We start from the raw sequence: 14,734 nt of genomic DNA, 5'->3' as shown, positions 1-14,734 counted from the left end.
TGCCATGAGGCCGCCCCGCAGGGGCGGCCTTGTCGTTTCTGGATTGCAGTGCGCGAACCGACGCGCAGGGCCACGCGGCTCAGCGCGCCAGCTCCGCCCGGCGCTCATCCTTCGGCAGCTTCGCCAGCCGCTGCACCTCGGCATAGAACCGCGGCCAGTCCGCGCCCTGCCGATCGAACAGCCGGACGAAGTCCGGCACCAGGTCCGTGTAGCTGCCCTGGATCGCCAGCGCCGGCGTGTTCAGGCCCAGCACCCAGCGGTCGAAGCGCGTGTCGCCGTTCCAGCGGTCGCGCTTGATCGCCTCGTATTCCGCGCGCAGCTTCGCAAAGGCCGCGGCCTTGCCGGCGCGCTTCTCGTCGTCGCTCGCCGTGCTGCGGAACACGTCCTGCAGTTGGTCCCGCGTGGACTTGAGCAAGACCTGGATCTCGTCCTGTCTGCGCCGCGACTGCTCATCGTCGCGCAGCGCCTCGGGCCGGTCCTTCAGCCATCGCCCCACGCCGATCTGCTCGACCGCCGTCGCGAAGCTCTCGTTGAACGCGGTGTCGTCGTTGGCATACGCGACCTGGTGGGCCAGTTCGTGGAAGATCATCCGCGCCAGCTGCGCCTCGGGGTAGCGGATGAAGGTGTTCAACAGGGGGTCGCCGCCCAGCCAGTTGCTCCAGCCCAGCGACGAATACGCCGGCACGCCGTAGACGTAAGGCTCCAAGCCCTGCTTGCGGAGTTCCTGCGCCAGCTCGCGCGCATCGTTGGGGTCGAAGTAGCCGCGGTAGCCGGCGCAGCCCATGATCGGGTAGCACCAGGTCTTGAGCTGCAGGCTCAGCTCCGGCGTCGCGACGACGTTCCACACCGCAGAGCCGCGCTTCAGGTCGGCATAGCGGCGGTAGCTGTCGTTGTCCGGCAGCTTCAGCTCCGAGGACGCGTAGTCGCGCAGCGACTTCGACAACTCGAGTTGCTTGCGCACTTCGGGGTCCAGGTCTTGCTGGCCCAGCCATTCATCGACCGGCTTGGCCGAGCGCACCAGCGACAGGTGCCCCGACAGCGACTGCCCGTAGTACGACAGCTGCGCGCAGCCGCCCAGCGCCGTCATCGCCAGCAGCAGCGGCGCGGCCAGCAGGACCAGCAGCAGTCGTCGCACGCGCTTCGTCATCGTTCCAGGCATCGTTCGGTGGTGTGACCTGTCGCGCTCACGCCGCGGACACTTCGACCAGGCAGTCGTAGAAACACGGGGCACGCCCCAGGTCGGTCAAGCGCTGGTGCGTGACCTCGTTGACGTTGCGCCCATCCGCGCCCAGCTTGCGCCACCAGATGCCCAGCCCGTGCACGACGCCCTCGCGGGCCCGTGCGCTCACGTCCAGCCGGCAGGCGTAGCTGCCGCGGTCGTTGAACACGCGCACCAGCTGGCCATCGCTGAGTCCGCGCGCCACCGCGTCGCCGGCGCTCATTTCAAGCACCTGCTCGCCCTCGATGTCACGCAGGCTCTTCACGTTCACGAAGGTGCTGTTCAGGTGGTTGCGCGCCGGCGGCGAGATCATCGCCAGCGGATATCGCGCCGCCAGCGCGGGATCGCTCGTGCGGCTCTCGTAGTTGGGCACGTAGTCCGCGCCGTGCGCATCGGCCTTGCCGTTCGACGACGGGAAGCCGCCCTCCGCGAACGGCGCCTCCGCCAGCGGCAGCTTGAACCAGCCGCGCTCGCGGAGTTGCGCCAGATCGACGTCGTCGCGGAAGGCCTGGCGCAGCAGCGCCTCGTCGTCATCGTGGAAGGCGGGTTCGTCGAAGCCCATCGCCGCGGCGAGTTCCCGGAAGACCTGCGTGTTCGGCCGGGCCTCGCCCACCGGCGCGATCGCCGGCTCATTCACCAGCACGTCCGTGTGGCCGTAGCTGGTGTGGATGTCCAGGTGCTCCATCTGCGTCGTCGCCGGCAGCACGTAGTCGGCCAGGTCGGCGGTGTCCGTCATGAAGTGCTCCAGCACCACCGTCAGCAGGTCCTCGCGCTGGAAGCCCGCCACCACCTTCGGCGACTCCGGCGCCACCGCGACCGGGTTGCTGTTGTAGACGATCAGCGCCTCGACCTTCGGGCCGAACGCGGGCGACGCCTCGCGCAGCAGGTCGTCGCCGATCGTGCTCATGTTGATCGTCCGCGACGGCCGGCCGGCGCGCAGGTCCGGACGCTCCAGCGTGGGGTTCTTGAACGGCGCGAACCAGCCCGAACTCGACAGCAGCAGCCCGCCCGCGCGATGTCGCCACGCGCCGGTCAGGCATGGCAGCAGCGCGATCAGCCGCACCGCATTGCCGCCGCCGCGCACGCGTTGCATGCCGTAGTTCAACCGGATCGCCGCGGGCGCCAGCGTCCCGTAGTCCCGGGCCAGGCCGCGGACCTCGTCCGCCGTGAGCCCGCATTCGGCCGCCGTGCGTTCGGGCGTCCATGCCAGCGCCCTTGCCTTCAATTCATCCCAGCCGTCAACATGCCGGAAGAGGTAGTCGTGATCGAGCCAGTCGTTGGCGATCAGCTCGTGCATCAGCCCCAGCGCCAGCGCGCCGTCCGTGCCCGGCAGCAGGGCCAGGTGTTGATGGCACTTGTCGGCGGTCTCGGTCCTGCGCGGATCGATGCAGATCAGCCTCGCGCCGTTGCGCTTGGCCTGGTTCGCGAAGGTCCAGAAATGCAGGTTGGACGCGATCGAGTTGCTGCCCCAGATCACGATCAGCTTCGCCTCCGCGAAGTGCGGCAGGTGCATGCCCACCTTGTGTCCGTAGGTCGCCGCCAGCCCCGCGCCGCCGGCCGATGCACAGATCGTGCGGTCCAGGCAGGACGCGCCCAGCCGGTTGAAGAAGCGCCCCGCCATCGCCTCGCCCTGCAGCATGCCCATCGTGCCGGCGTAGCTGTAGGGCAGGATCGCCTGCGGATCGCGCGCCGCGATGGCCTTCAGCCGGCCGGTGATCTCGGCGATCGCCTGGTCCCAGCCGATGCGCTCGAAACGCGGCGCTTCGTGCTTCGCGCTGATGCGCTTGAGCGGGTGCAGCACCCGCTCCTCGTGGTACGTCCGCTCGGGATACCGCGACACCTTCGTGCACAGCGCGCCGTGGGTGCTCGGATGCTCGGGCTGGCCCTGCACCTTCACGACCTTGCCGTCCTCGACCGTGATGCGCAGCGCGCAGGTATCGGGACAGTCGTGCGGGCAGGCCCCCTTGACGAATCGCGTGCCGCGATCGGCGGCCTGTGGCGGGAGGTTCACGGCGGCTTCAGAGAGGACGGACGACATGCGTCAACTATTGCACAGGCACCACACCCTTGCGTTTTCTTACCCGAGTCGGCGACAACGCTGGACGCACGAGCCGCTAAGCTCGCGCGCCAGGGGGCCGAAATAGGTCGTGTCGAGCCCCCTGGCGCGCTTGCCGTCCGGCGGACGCCACAATATCAATTCGCACCCCTCTGGGAGTCCCCCTTGGATCGCCGCCAACTTCTCGCCTCCGCCAGCGCCCTGGGCGCGCTCGCCACCCTGCCCCTCCCGACGGCCGTCCGCGCACAAGGCAAACGCCTGGTGCTGGGTCAGTCGGTGCCGCTGACCGGCGCCGCCGCCCAGCTGGGCATCCAGATGCAGGCCGGCGCCAAGCTGTTCTTCGACGCCCAGAACGCCGCCGGCGGCATCAACGGCACAACCATCGAGCTGCGCACGCTGGACGACGGCTACGAGCCCGACCGCTGCAAGGCCAACACGGAGAAGCTGATCGCCGACGACGTCTTCGCGCTGTTCGGCTATGTCGGCACACCGACCTCGCTGGCCGCGCTGCCGCTGGTCAACCAGGCCAAGATCCCCTTCGTCGCACCCTTCACCGGCGCCGAGGCGCTGCGCGATCCGTTCAGCCCGTGGGTCTACCACGTGAGAGCCTCGTACTACGACGAAACCGCCCTGATCGTGAAGCAGCTGACCCAGCTGGGCCTGATGCGCATCTCGGTCTTCCACCAGAACGACGCCTACGGCAAGGCCGGCCTGGACGGCGTGCTGCGCGCGATGAAGCCGCTGGCGCTCCAGCCGCAGGCCACGTCCACCGTCGAGCGCAACAGCGTCGAGGTGGCCAAGGCCGTCAAGGACCTGGTGCAGAGCGGCTCGCCGCCCGAAGCGATCGTCATGATCAGCGCCTACAAGAGCTGCGCCGCCTTCATCCGCGCCGCGCGCAAGGCGGGCTACGGCGGCGTGTTCTACAACGTGTCCTTCGTCGGCACCCAGTCGCTGCTGGACGAGCTCGGCCAGGACGCGATGGGCGTGGTCGTCAGCCAGGTCATGCCCTACCCGTTCGGCTCTCAGGTCGGCGTGGTGCACGAGTACCAGCAGGCCGCCACCAAGGCCGGCCAGAAGTTCAACTACACCGCCATCGAGGGCTACATCGGCGCCAAGGTCATCAGCGAAGGCATCCGCCGCATGACCCGTCCGACCCGCGAGGGCCTGGTCGCGGCGCTCGACACGCTCGCGAACTACAACGTCGGCGGCTTCAACGTGAACTTCCGGCCCAACAAGCATGTCGGCTCGAGCTTCGTCGAGATGACGATGCTGACCAACGACGGGCGCGTGAAGCGCTGATCTGCCTACCCCCGGGCAGACCCGGGGCGCTGGATCGCACGCCGTCGGCGGTGCCGGTCCAGGCCCGCGAGTACACTGGTCCGACCACAGCGGCGCCGCCCTGAGCGGCGCCGCGGCCTTTCTGGCCCGCGGCAAGCCCGACGCGCTGTCGCGACGACATCGGAGTGCCCGCACATGAAGCTGATCGAACCCATCCTGGCCGACGCCCCGGCCATCGCCAAGCTGCGACGTGACCTGCACGCGCATCCCGAACTCTGCTTCCACGAGGACCGCACCGCCGACGTCGTCGCGCAGGCGCTGACCGACTGGGGCATCGAGATCCACCGCGGCCTGGGCAAGACCGGCGTGGTCGGCATCATCAAGGGCCGCGACGGCGGCGCCAGCGGCCGCACGCTGGGCCTGCGCGCCGACATCGACGCGCTCCCGATCACCGAGCACAACACCTTCGCCCACGCGAGCAAGCACCCCGGCAAGATGCACGCGTGCGGCCACGACGGCCACACCGCGATGCTGCTGGCCGGCGCCAAGCACCTGGCGGCGCACCGCGACTTCGACGGCACCGTCTACGTCGTCTTCCAGCCGGCCGAGGAAGGCGGCGGCGGCGCCCGCGAGATGATCAAGGACGGGCTGTTCACGAAGTTCCCGATGGAAGCCATGTTCGGCATCCACAACTGGCCCGGCATGGCGGCCGGCCAGTTCGCGCTCAAGAGCGGCCCGGTCTTCGCCTCGAGCAACGAGTTCAAGGTCACCATCAAGGGCAAGGGCGCGCACGGCGCGATGCCGCACCTGGGCACCGACCCGGTGGTGGTGGCCGCGCAGCTGGTGCAGGCCTACCAGACCATCATCACGCGCAACAAGCGGCCGATCGACGCGGGCGTGATCTCGGTGACGATGATCCACGCCGGCGAGGCCACCAACGTCATCCCCGAACGCTGCGAGCTGCAGGGCACCGTCCGCACCTTCACGCTGGAGACGCTGGACCTGATCGAGCGCCGCATGAAGCAGATCACCGAGGCGACGGGCGACGCCTTCGAGGTGGAGTGCGAGTTCTCCTTCCACCGCAACTACCCGCCGACGATCAACCACCCCGCCGAGACCGAGTTCGTCCGCGGCGTGCTGACCGAGATGCTGGGCGCGCCCAATGTGCAGGCGTTCGAGCCCACGATGGGCGCCGAGGACTTCAGCTACTACCTGCAGGCCGTGCCGGGCTGCTACTTCCTGATCGGCAACGGCGACGGCAGCCACCGCGAGGGCGGCCACGGCCTGGGGCCCTGCATGCTGCACAACCCGAGCTACGACTTCAACGACGAGCTGATCCCGCTTGGCGGATCGATGTGGGTGCGGCTGGTCGACGCCTGGTTCAAGCAGCCCCGGCCCGCCAAGGCCTGAGCGCCAGACACCTTCGACCAGCATCCAGCCAGACCCCCTCCAGCCTCCCGCCCGATGACCGCCCCGATTGCGCCCGACCAGGAAAAGACCGTCCTCGACGACACCCACCGCTGGCTGCAGCGGGCGGTGATCGGCTTGAACCTGTGCCCCTTCGCCAAGAGCGTCGAGGTGAACCAGCGGCTGCGCACCGTGGTCAGCGCGGCGCGCACGCCGGAGGACCTGCTCAAGGACCTGGCGCACGAACTGCTCGCGCTCAACCGCGCTGATCCGGACGAGACCGAGACCACGCTGCTGGTCCACCCCTGGGTGTTGAACGATTTCCTGGACTTCAACGACTTCCTCGGCGCCGCCGACGCGCTGGTCGAAGACCTGGACCTGGACGGCGTGCTGCAGGTGGCGAGTTTCCACCCGGACTACCAGTTCGACGGCACCGACGTGGACGACGTCGACAACCTCAGCAACCGCTCGCCGTATCCCACGCTGCACCTGCTACGCGAGGAGAGCATCGAACGCGCCGTCGAGACCATGCCCGACACCGACGCCATCTACGAGGCCAACATCGACACGCTGCGCCGCATCGGCCGCAAGGGCTGGGATGCGCTGGACGTCGAGGCGAAGCTGCCGCTGGCCCAGCGCACCACGCGCGAGGACTGAGGCCGGCGGGAGGCCGCTGGCCCTCACCCCTGCCATCTCCCGCAAGCGGGAGAGGGAGTAATGCCGGCGCCCTTCTTGCCCCCTCTCCCGCTTGCGGGAGAGGGTTGGGGTGAGGGCTGCGGTCGCGGCATACCTGATGTCCTGATTTGACGGCGACTGGTCCGCCGGCGGCGCGACGGACCGAGCCGCGGCCGGCACGATGACTCCCATCAACCACCCGATGGAGTCCTCGATGACCACCGCCTCGAACGCTGCTGCCGCCACCCCCACCACCGCCGTCCTGCTGATCGACGTGCAGGAGTCGTTCCGCCATCGCCCGTACTGGGACGAGAGCACGTGGCCGGCCTATCTGGAGCGCACCAACGCCCTGCTCGACGGCGCCGCGGCCCGCGGCCTGCCGATCATCCGCATCCTCCACAGCGACGGCCCCGAGTCGGCGGACAACCCCTTCTCGCTGCTCAGCGGCCACGTCCGCCCGCTGGACGGACTGGCCCAGGTGCCCATCGCCGCCGAGTTCCTGAAGCGCCGCCACAGCGCGCTGGTCGGCACTGGCCTGACCGTGTGGCTGACCGAGCAAGGCATCCGCCGGCTGATCGTCGCCGGCATCCGCACCGAACAGTGCTGCGAGACCACCACCCGCCATGCCAGCGACGAGGGATGGACCGTCGACTACGTGACCGAGGCGACGCACACCTTCCCGATCCCGCATGCCAGCGGCGTCGTGGTCGGCGTCGACGACCTCAAGCTGCGCACCGAGGTCGCCCTGCAGGGCCGCTTCGCCGAGATCGTGACGGTCGAGCAGGCGCTGGCCCGCGCCGGCTGAGCGCATACTGCGGCGATGTCCATTTCCGACACTGCCACCGATTCCGGTGCCGTTCCTGGCGCCGGACCCATCGACGTCTGGATCCTGGTCGAGCGCCACACGCTGTTGCTCGACCTGGCGGGCGCCGCCGAGGCGCTCCGGCTCGCCAACCAGGCCCTGCGCCGGCGCGGCGAGCCGGAGGCATTCCGTCTGCGCTACTGCGCCGTGGCCGATTCGGCCTTGAGCTCGGTCGGCCTGACGCTCGCCGCGCTCGAGCCGCTGCCCACGCTGGGCGCGCGCGATTGGCTGGTCCTGAGCGGCCGACGGCACCCGCATCCGGACGATGCGCCGGCCGGCACCAGTGATCGGGAAGAAGACCTTCGCATCGAACGCTGGCTGCATCGCGAAGGCGGCGCGCTGCTGGCCGGCGGCCAGGGCCGGCTGCTGAGCATCTGCGCCGGCGCGTTGCTGGCGGCGCGGGCGGGGCTGCTCGACGGGCGGCGCTGCACGACGCACCACGAGGCACTCGACGCCCTGCGCGACGCGGCCCCGCGCGCCGACGTCCAGGCCAACCGCGTCTTCGTGCTGGACGGCGCGCTGGCCAGCAGCGCCGGAATTACAGCGGGCATCGACCTGGTGCTGGCGCTGATCGCCGATCACTGCGGCGAGGTGATCGCCGCGTCGGTAGCGCAGGTGATGGTCGTTTATCTGCGCCGCGGTGCGCAGGATCCTGAGCTCTCGCCGATGCTGGCGAACCGGCACCACATGCATGCCGCGCTGCACCGCGTGCAGGACGCGGTCTGCGCCGACCCTCGCGCCGACTGGAGCCTCCCCCGCATGGCCGAGGTCGCGCACGTGACGCCGCGCCACCTCACGCGGCTCTTCACCCAGCACGGCGGCACGACGCCGCTCGACTACCTGTGCGCGATCCGGCTCGAGCTGGCGCGACGGGAACTCCAGCGCGGCGCGCGCCCGGCGCAGGCGGCGCTCGCCGCGGGTTTCAGTTCGGACCAGCAACTTCGCCGCACCCGCCGCCGGATGAGCACGCCCGCCTAACATCGAGGTCGGTGGGTCCGCCTCCTGGTGAACCCTTGCTGGCCTGCCTTTTGCCCTGCGCAGGGCTAGCACAATTCACATAAATCCAAGTCAAGCGGGTTTCGTGCACTTCTGGTAACTTGCGCGCCCACAGTGAACGAGGAGCGGCATTTGAACGACTGGTTGAAGCGACTGGAGGCCCTGGATCCGGCCCGTCTGGCGGGCATGCGCCGCGGCGTGGAGAAGGAAAGCCTGCGCGCGCAACCGAGCGGCGCCTCCCTCGCGCTGACGCCGCATCCGACGGCGCTCGGCTCTGCGCTGACGCACGAGACCGTCACCACCGACTTCAGCGAATCGCAGCTCGAACTGATCACCGGCGTGCACGCGTCCGCCGAGGACTGCGAACGCCAGCTCACCGAGATCCACCAGGCCGTCTACCGCAGTCTGGGCAATGAGCTGATGTGGGCGTCGAGCATGCCCTGCCAGCTCCCGGCCGACGAGACCATCCCCATCGGCCGCTACGGCGCCTCCAACATCGGGCGCGCCAAGAGCGTCTACCGCATGGGCCTGGGACACCGCTACGGGCGGCGCATGCAGACCATCTCGGGCATCCACTACAACTGGTCGATGCCGGGCCTGGACAACGCCGACCACTTCGCGCTGATCCGCAATTTCCGCCGCCACTCCTTCCTGCTGCTGACGCTGTTCGGCGCGTCGCCGGCCCTGTGCGCGAGCTTCGTGGCCGGCCGCGAGCACGGCCTGCAGCCGCTGACCGACGGCACGCTGCACATGCCCTACGGCACCTCGCTGCGCATGGGCCGCCTCGGGTACCAGAGCGATGCGCAATCGTCCCTGGCGGTCAGCTACAACAGCATCGACGGCTACGCGGCCTCGCTGCAGGACGCGCTGACACGCCCCTATGCGGCGTACGAGAAGGTGGGCGTCGTCAACCCGGGCGGCGAGTACAACCAGCTGTCGACGACGCTGCTGCAGATCGAGAACGAGTTCTACGGCACGATCCGTCCCAAGCGCACGATCCGCTCCGGGGAACGGCCGCTGCACGCGCTGCGCGAGCGCGGCGTCGAATACATCGAAGTCCGCTGCATGGACCTGGACCCGTTCGAGCCGGTCGGCATCGCCGCGAGCACGATGCGCTTCCTCGACCTGTTCCTGCTGCACTGCTGGCTCACCGACAGCCCGAACGACACGCCGGAGGAGCTGGGCGCGCTGGCGCGCAACCAGCACCGCACGGCGTCCGCCGGCCGCGAACCCGGCCTGAAGCTGGAGCGCCGCGGCGGCGAGGTGTCGCTGCGCGACTGGGGCCGCGAGCTGCTGACCGAGTTCGCGCCGATCGCGGCCAAGGTGGACGCCACGCTGGGCGGGTCGCTGTACCGCGAGGCGCTCGCGCAAGCCAGCGAGCGCTGGGACGCTCCCGATCAACTCCCGTCGGCCCGCGTGCTGGCGGCCATGCGCGCGCAGTACGCGTCGTCGCACCTGGCCTTCGTCGCGGCGCAGTCGGAGGTGTCCCGCCGCCAGATGCTGGAGGCGCCGCTGCCCGAGGGCCTGATGGCGCGCTTCGACCAGTCGGCGCGCGCGTCGCTGGAAGCACAGGCGGCGATCGAAGCGGCGGATACCGTCGACTTCGAGACCTTCCGCCAGCAGTACCTCGATCCCGCGCAGCTGCGCGGCTGAGCGTGGTTGCGCTCGGCTGACGCTGGACCGCGGCTCAGCCCGGCAGCGACGAGCTGCGCAGTTCGTCGTGGCGCTTCTGCAGTTCCTGGCGCAGCTTCTTGCGCTCGAGCGCCGCGTCCCAGCGGCGCTTCTCGTCCGGCGTCGTCGGCGTGCGCGGGGGCACCGGCACGGGGCGACCGTCCTCGCCAACCGCCACCATCGTGAAGAAGCAGCTGTTGGCGTGACGCACCACCTGGTCGCGGATGTTCTCGGTAACCACCTTGATGCCGATCTCCATCGACGAAGTGCCGGCGTAGTTGACCGTCGCCAGGAAGCTGACCAGTTCGCCGACATGGATTGGCTGGCGGAACATCACCTGGTCCACCGACAGCGTCACCGTGTAGCGGCCCGCGTACCGGCTGGCACAGGCGTACGCGACCTGGTCGAGCAGCTTCAGGATGGTGCCGCCGTGCACGTTGCCGGAGAAGTTGGCCATGTCCGGCGTCATCAGCACCGTCATCGTGAGTTGATGGGAAGGCAGGTCCATGGCGCGGGATCCGGCATCGGATCAGGGAGTGAGGGAGTGGCCGCCATGGTGCCAGACTCCGGGGCGGCTGCGGCTCACTCTTCTGGCGCTTGCCGCTGACACGCGCGTCGGTTAGGGTGCGCGGCAGGAGGTTCCATGGTCCAGGTCCAGCAGCAGAGCATCATCGAGACGCGCGGTGCCCAGATGTTCCCCGCGCTCGGCGTCGCCGATATCGCGCGCGTGGCGCGTTTCGGCCGGTTCCGGCGTTATTCCCAGGGCGAGTGGGTGGTCCGTGCCGGCGACACCGGCATGGGCATGATCCTGATCCTCAGCGGCGAGATCACCGTGTCGCAGCGCGACAGCCTCGGCCACGTGACGCCGATCCACCGGCACGGCCCCGGCGGCTTCCTGGGCGAGGTCGGCCAGCTCAGCGGCCGGCCCTCCTTCATCGACGCGATCGCCGAGACCGAGGTCGAGGCCGTCGACGTCAGCCCGCCGCAACTGCGCGCGCTGCTGATCGGCGAGGCCGACCTCGGCGAGCGCCTGACCCGCGCCTTCATCCTCCGCCGCGTCGGACTGATCGAGGCCGGGGCCAGCGGCGCGACGCTGATCGGCCGCGGCAAGTCCGCGCCGGTGATGCGGCTGCGCAGCTTCCTGGGCCGCAACGGCTACCCGCACCAGCAGTTGGAGCCCGACCAGAACGAGGACGCCAAGGCCCTTGCCGACCAGTACATGACCGAGGGCGTGCAGATGCTGGTCATCTGCCCCGGCGGCGAGGTGCTGGTCGACCCGACGGACGACGAGGTCGCGCGCTGCATGGGCATCGTCGACATGCGCGAGCGCACCGAGCTGTACGACGTGGCCATCATCGGCGCGGGCCCGGCGGGGCTGTCGTCCGCCGTGTACGCGGCGTCCGAGGGCCTGTCGGTGCTGGTGCTGGACTGCCGCTCGTTCGGCGGCCAGGCCGGCGCGAGTTCGCGCATCGAGAACTACCTCGGCTTCCCCACCGGCATCTCCGGCCAGGCGCTGGCGGGGCGCGCCTTCGTCCAGGCCCAGAAGTTCGGCGCGGACATGCTGATCCCCGCCAAGGTCACCCAGATGAGCTGCGAGCGGCAAGGCATGGAGGACGAACTCCACCTGTCGCTCGAGGACGGCCGCAAGGTGCGCGCGCGCACCGCGGTGATCGCCACCGGCGCGCGCTACCGCCGGCCCGAGATCGACGCGCTGACGCGCTTCGAGGGGCGCGGCGTCTGGTACTGGGCCTCGCCGATCGAGGCCCGCATCTGCAGCCGGCAGACGGTGGTCATCGTCGGCGGCGGGAACTCGGCGGGGCAGGCGGCGGTGTTCCTCTCCAACCACGCGGCCAAAGTCATCATGTTGATCCGCGGTCCGGGCCTGGCGGCGACGATGTCGCGCTACCTGATCGATCGCATCCAGGGCACGGCCAACATCGAACTGCAGCCGCACCAGGAGCTGAAGGAACTCGAAGGCGGCGACTCGCTCGAAGCGGTGACCTGGCGCGACCGACGCAACGGCCAGGAGAAGCGTCTCGCGCTGCAGCACCTGTTCATGTTCATCGGCGCCGAGCCGGAGACCGGCGTGATCGCCGAGTGCGGACTGGAACTCGACAAGGCCGGCTTCATCATCACGGGCCGCGCCTGCGCCTGCCCGCTGTCCGAATACAAGCCGGAGCCGCTGGAGTCGAGCATCCCCGGCGTGTTCGCCGTCGGCGACGTGCGTTCGGGGTCGGTGAAGCGCGTCGGCGGCGCGATCGGGGAAGGCGCACAGGTCGTCGCCAGCATCCACCAGTACCTGGCCCGCCAGGACGCGGCGCGCGCCGAGCGCCTCAGCCCTGCCGCCGTCGCCCGCGCGTCGGTCTGAGCCAGCGCCCCACGCCGTCACCGGCGTGCGGCTTCGCCTTAGAATGCGAATAATTGTTATTTGCAAACTGGGCGCCGTCCGATGCTGTCTCCCGAATCCCGCCGTAAATCCAGCCGTCTCTGGGCCTGGCCGATCGCGCTGGGCCTGCTGAGCACCTCCGGCCTGCTGACCGCGCTGGTGTCCGACGAGTGGGGCGATGCCTGGTCGTGGGTCGGCCTGGGCGTGCCGGTGGCGGTCATCGCCTGGTACGCATGGCGGCCACAGCGCTCCCAACCCAAGGCCTGAGGACACGACGATGCTGAGCTCGCGCGCCATCCGCGTCTGGACCTGGCTCCACAAGTGGACGAGCCTGGTCTGCACGCTCTTCATGCTGCTGCTGTGCCTGACCGGCCTGCCGCTGATCTTCCATCACGAGATCGGTCACCTGCTCGGCGACGAGATCGAGGCGCCGGAGCTGCCCGCCGCGATGGACAAACAGCGCGTGTCGCTGGACGTGATGGCCAAGGCGGCCAACGCGGTGCACCCGACGATGGTCATCCAGTACGCCGGCGAGAACGAGGACGACCCGCGCCTGTGGTGGTTCACGCTCGCGCCGACCCCGGCACCGACCGACCAGTTCAAGTCGGTCGCCGTCGACGCGCGCACCGGCCTGGCCGTGCGCGAGTACCGCATCGGCGAAGGCTTCATGGACCTGATGTTCCGGCTGCACGTCGACCTGTTCGCGGGTCTGCCGGGCAAGCTCTTCCTCGGCCTGATGGGCCTGCTGCTGCTGATCGCGCTGGTCAGCGGCGTGGTGCTGTACGCGCCGTTCATGCGCAAGCTCGACTTCGGCGCGGTGCGCAAGGACCGCTCGACGCGCGTGAAGTGGCTGGACCTGCACAACCTGATCGGCATCGTGACGCTGGTGTGGTGCTTCGTCGTCGGCGCGACCGGGATGATCAACACCTGGGCGGAACTGCTGGTGCAGTACTGGCAGTACGACAAGGTCACCGCGCTGCTGGCGCCGTACAAGGACCAGCCGCTGCTGACCGCCGTCGAGCGCGCGCCGCTGCAGGGCTCGATGGACACGGCCATGAAGGTCGGCGACAAGCGCAAGGTCTCGTTCATCGCGTTCCCGGGCACGGCGTTCTCGAGCCCGCACCACAACACCTTCTTCCTGAAGGGCACGACGCCGCTGACCTCCAAGCTGCTGCAGCCGCTGCTGATCGACGCGAAGACCTCGCAGCTGACGGCCGCGCCGGAACTGCCGTGGTACCTGACGGCGCTGCTGGTGTCGCAGCCGCTGCATTTCGGCGACTACGGCGGCATGCCGATGAAGATCCTCTGGGCGCTGCTGGACGTGGCGACCATCGTCGTCCTCGGCAGCGGCCTGTACCTGTGGCTGCGCAAGCCGCACGGTGCGCGCAAGGGCGCGAAGGGCACGGCGGCGTTGACGGCTTCGACGGCCGACACCGACGACGACCTGGACGACGCCAAGAATCCTGAAACCGCGGCCGCCTGATCGCCAGTCCGCACGATCGCACTCACCGCACATGCCCGATTCGAACAAGCCCGACTCCCCCAAACACCAGATCGAGAGCCTGCAATCCAGCGGCCTGAAGGCCACGCTGCCGCGCATCAAGGTGCTGCAGATCTTCGAGCAGTCGGACCAGCGCCACCTCAGCGCCGAAGATGTCTACCGCGCCCTGCTGCTGGACGGCGCGGACATCGGCCTGGCGACGGTGTACCGGGTGCTGATGCAGTTCGTCGAGGCGGGGTTGCTGGCGCGCCAGCACTTCGAATCGGGCAAGGCCGTGTTCGAGCTCAACTCCGCGCAGCACCACGATCACATGGTGTGCCTGGCCTGCGGCCTGGTGGAGGAGTTCTACGACGCCGGCATCGAACAGCGCCAGCGCGAGATCGCCGAGGAGCGGGGCTACGAACTGGTCGAGCACGCCCTCGCGCTCTACGGGCTGTGCTCGAACCCCGAGTGCCGGGCGAAGCGGAGCCGCTGAATCCGAAGCGATTTTGGCGGCCGACGTGGCGGGCGCCGCACAATCCGGCACATCCCTGTTGAATACTGTATGGACATACAGTACATTTCCATCCATCGCAGCCAACCCGGCTGCAGCAGGAGATGGTCATGCAGATGCTCAAGCAAACGGTCTGGTCTTCGTTGAACAACGCGGATGCCTGGGTGGTCTGCATCGGCGTCATGTCCTG

General features: G+C 69.3%; 13 protein-coding genes. 10 read left to right on the top strand and 3 right to left on the bottom strand.

Translation table 11 applies throughout. The features are described from left to right. Positions 1 to 79: 79 nt before the first annotated feature. Together AC07OZ_RS27855 and AC07OZ_RS27850 are read right to left on the bottom strand one after the other, a co-directional pair. Positions 80 to 1,147, bottom strand: a complete 1,068-nt coding sequence (locus AC07OZ_RS27855; protein WP_495470268.1) for an aminopeptidase — start codon at positions 1,145 to 1,147, stop codon at positions 80 to 82. A 37-nt stretch (positions 1,148 to 1,184) separates the two neighbouring features. Beyond that, positions 1,185 to 3,257, bottom strand: coding sequence for a molybdopterin-containing oxidoreductase family protein (locus tag AC07OZ_RS27850; RefSeq protein ID WP_495470267.1), 2,073 nt, complete (start codon positions 3,255 to 3,257; stop codon positions 1,185 to 1,187). 183 nt (positions 3,258 to 3,440) lie between these two features. Here AC07OZ_RS27850 and AC07OZ_RS27845 point away from each other — a divergent pair, with 183 nt between their 5' ends. The 6 genes from AC07OZ_RS27845 (at position 3,441) to gshA (ending at position 10,146) form a co-directional block, all read left to right on the top strand. Next, on the top strand, positions 3,441 to 4,574 hold the full coding sequence (locus AC07OZ_RS27845) for an ABC transporter substrate-binding protein (protein WP_495470266.1): 1,134 nt from the start codon (positions 3,441 to 3,443) through the stop codon (positions 4,572 to 4,574). A 174-nt stretch (positions 4,575 to 4,748) separates the two neighbouring features. Beyond that, complete coding sequence (locus AC07OZ_RS27840) at positions 4,749 to 5,963, top strand: M20 aminoacylase family protein (protein ID WP_495470265.1); 1,215 nt, start codon at positions 4,749 to 4,751, stop codon at positions 5,961 to 5,963. Positions 5,964 to 6,017: 54 nt separating this feature from the next. Further along, a complete protein-coding gene (locus tag AC07OZ_RS27835; protein WP_495470264.1) occupies positions 6,018 to 6,617 on the top strand; it encodes a DUF1415 domain-containing protein in 600 nt (199 codons plus the stop codon). Between the two features lie 232 nt (positions 6,618 to 6,849). Beyond that, a complete protein-coding gene (locus AC07OZ_RS27830; RefSeq protein WP_495470263.1) occupies positions 6,850 to 7,440 on the top strand; it encodes a cysteine hydrolase family protein in 591 nt (196 codons plus the stop codon). Positions 7,441 to 7,455: 15 nt separating this feature from the next. Continuing rightward, on the top strand, positions 7,456 to 8,475 hold the full coding sequence (locus AC07OZ_RS27825; RefSeq protein ID WP_495470262.1) for a GlxA family transcriptional regulator: 1,020 nt from the start codon (positions 7,456 to 7,458) through the stop codon (positions 8,473 to 8,475). 204 nt (positions 8,476 to 8,679) lie between these two features. After that, the gene (gshA, locus tag AC07OZ_RS27820) at positions 8,680 to 10,146 is read left to right on the top strand and encodes a glutamate--cysteine ligase (RefSeq protein WP_495470366.1); all 1,467 of its coding nucleotides are present in this window, start codon (positions 8,680 to 8,682) and stop codon (positions 10,144 to 10,146) included. Between the two features lie 34 nt (positions 10,147 to 10,180). On the opposite strand, the gene AC07OZ_RS27815 is transcribed toward gshA, so the two are convergent. After that, positions 10,181 to 10,672: an acyl-CoA thioesterase gene (locus AC07OZ_RS27815; protein ID WP_297525873.1), complete on the bottom strand. Its 492-nt coding sequence runs from the start codon at positions 10,670 to 10,672 to the stop codon at positions 10,181 to 10,183. A 135-nt stretch (positions 10,673 to 10,807) separates the two neighbouring features. Between AC07OZ_RS27815 and AC07OZ_RS27810 the strand changes: the two genes are divergently transcribed. The 4 genes from AC07OZ_RS27810 to fur all read left to right on the top strand — a co-directional run bounded on the left by AC07OZ_RS27810 (position 10,808) and on the right by fur (position 14,526). Continuing rightward, positions 10,808 to 12,532, top strand: a complete 1,725-nt coding sequence (locus AC07OZ_RS27810; RefSeq protein ID WP_495470261.1) for an FAD-dependent oxidoreductase — start codon at positions 10,808 to 10,810, stop codon at positions 12,530 to 12,532. Between the two features lie 81 nt (positions 12,533 to 12,613). Further along, on the top strand, positions 12,614 to 12,817 hold the full coding sequence (locus AC07OZ_RS27805) for a hypothetical protein (RefSeq protein ID WP_495470260.1): 204 nt from the start codon (positions 12,614 to 12,616) through the stop codon (positions 12,815 to 12,817). 13 nt (positions 12,818 to 12,830) lie between these two features. Next, the gene (locus tag AC07OZ_RS27800) at positions 12,831 to 14,033 is read left to right on the top strand and encodes a PepSY-associated TM helix domain-containing protein (RefSeq protein ID WP_495470365.1); all 1,203 of its coding nucleotides are present in this window, start codon (positions 12,831 to 12,833) and stop codon (positions 14,031 to 14,033) included. A gap of 31 nt (positions 14,034 to 14,064) precedes the next feature. Continuing rightward, on the top strand, positions 14,065 to 14,526 hold the full coding sequence (gene fur / locus AC07OZ_RS27795; RefSeq protein ID WP_495470259.1) for a ferric iron uptake transcriptional regulator: 462 nt from the start codon (positions 14,065 to 14,067) through the stop codon (positions 14,524 to 14,526). The last annotated feature ends 208 nt before the right edge of the window (positions 14,527 to 14,734 follow it).

The organism is Roseateles sp. GW821-FHT09G03 (assembly GCF_059416045.1).
Note: the sequence above shows the minus strand (reverse complement) of the source record. Positions and strands in the feature narration are given on the sequence as shown.

Excerpts from the sequence above, each read along its gene's own strand:
- AC07OZ_RS27855 (WP_495470268.1), bottom strand. The coding sequence starts at position 1,147 with ATGACGAAGCGCGTGCGACGACTGCTGCTGGTCCTGCTGGCCGCGCCG.
- AC07OZ_RS27850 (WP_495470267.1), bottom strand. The coding sequence starts at position 3,257 with ATGTCGTCCGTCCTCTCTGAAGCCGCCGTGAACCTCCCGCCACAGGCC.
- AC07OZ_RS27840 (WP_495470265.1), top strand. The coding sequence starts at position 4,749 with ATGAAGCTGATCGAACCCATCCTGGCCGACGCCCCGGCCATCGCCAAG.
- AC07OZ_RS27835 (WP_495470264.1), top strand. The coding sequence starts at position 6,018 with ATGACCGCCCCGATTGCGCCCGACCAGGAAAAGACCGTCCTCGACGAC.
- AC07OZ_RS27830 (WP_495470263.1), top strand. The coding sequence starts at position 6,850 with ATGACCACCGCCTCGAACGCTGCTGCCGCCACCCCCACCACCGCCGTC.
- AC07OZ_RS27825 (WP_495470262.1), top strand. The coding sequence starts at position 7,456 with ATGTCCATTTCCGACACTGCCACCGATTCCGGTGCCGTTCCTGGCGCC.
- gshA (WP_495470366.1), top strand. The coding sequence starts at position 8,680 with ATGCGCCGCGGCGTGGAGAAGGAAAGCCTGCGCGCGCAACCGAGCGGC.
- AC07OZ_RS27815 (WP_297525873.1), bottom strand. The coding sequence starts at position 10,672 with ATGGACCTGCCTTCCCATCAACTCACGATGACGGTGCTGATGACGCCG.
- AC07OZ_RS27810 (WP_495470261.1), top strand. The coding sequence starts at position 10,808 with ATGGTCCAGGTCCAGCAGCAGAGCATCATCGAGACGCGCGGTGCCCAG.
- AC07OZ_RS27805 (WP_495470260.1), top strand. The coding sequence starts at position 12,614 with ATGCTGTCTCCCGAATCCCGCCGTAAATCCAGCCGTCTCTGGGCCTGG.
- fur (WP_495470259.1), top strand. The coding sequence starts at position 14,065 with ATGCCCGATTCGAACAAGCCCGACTCCCCCAAACACCAGATCGAGAGC.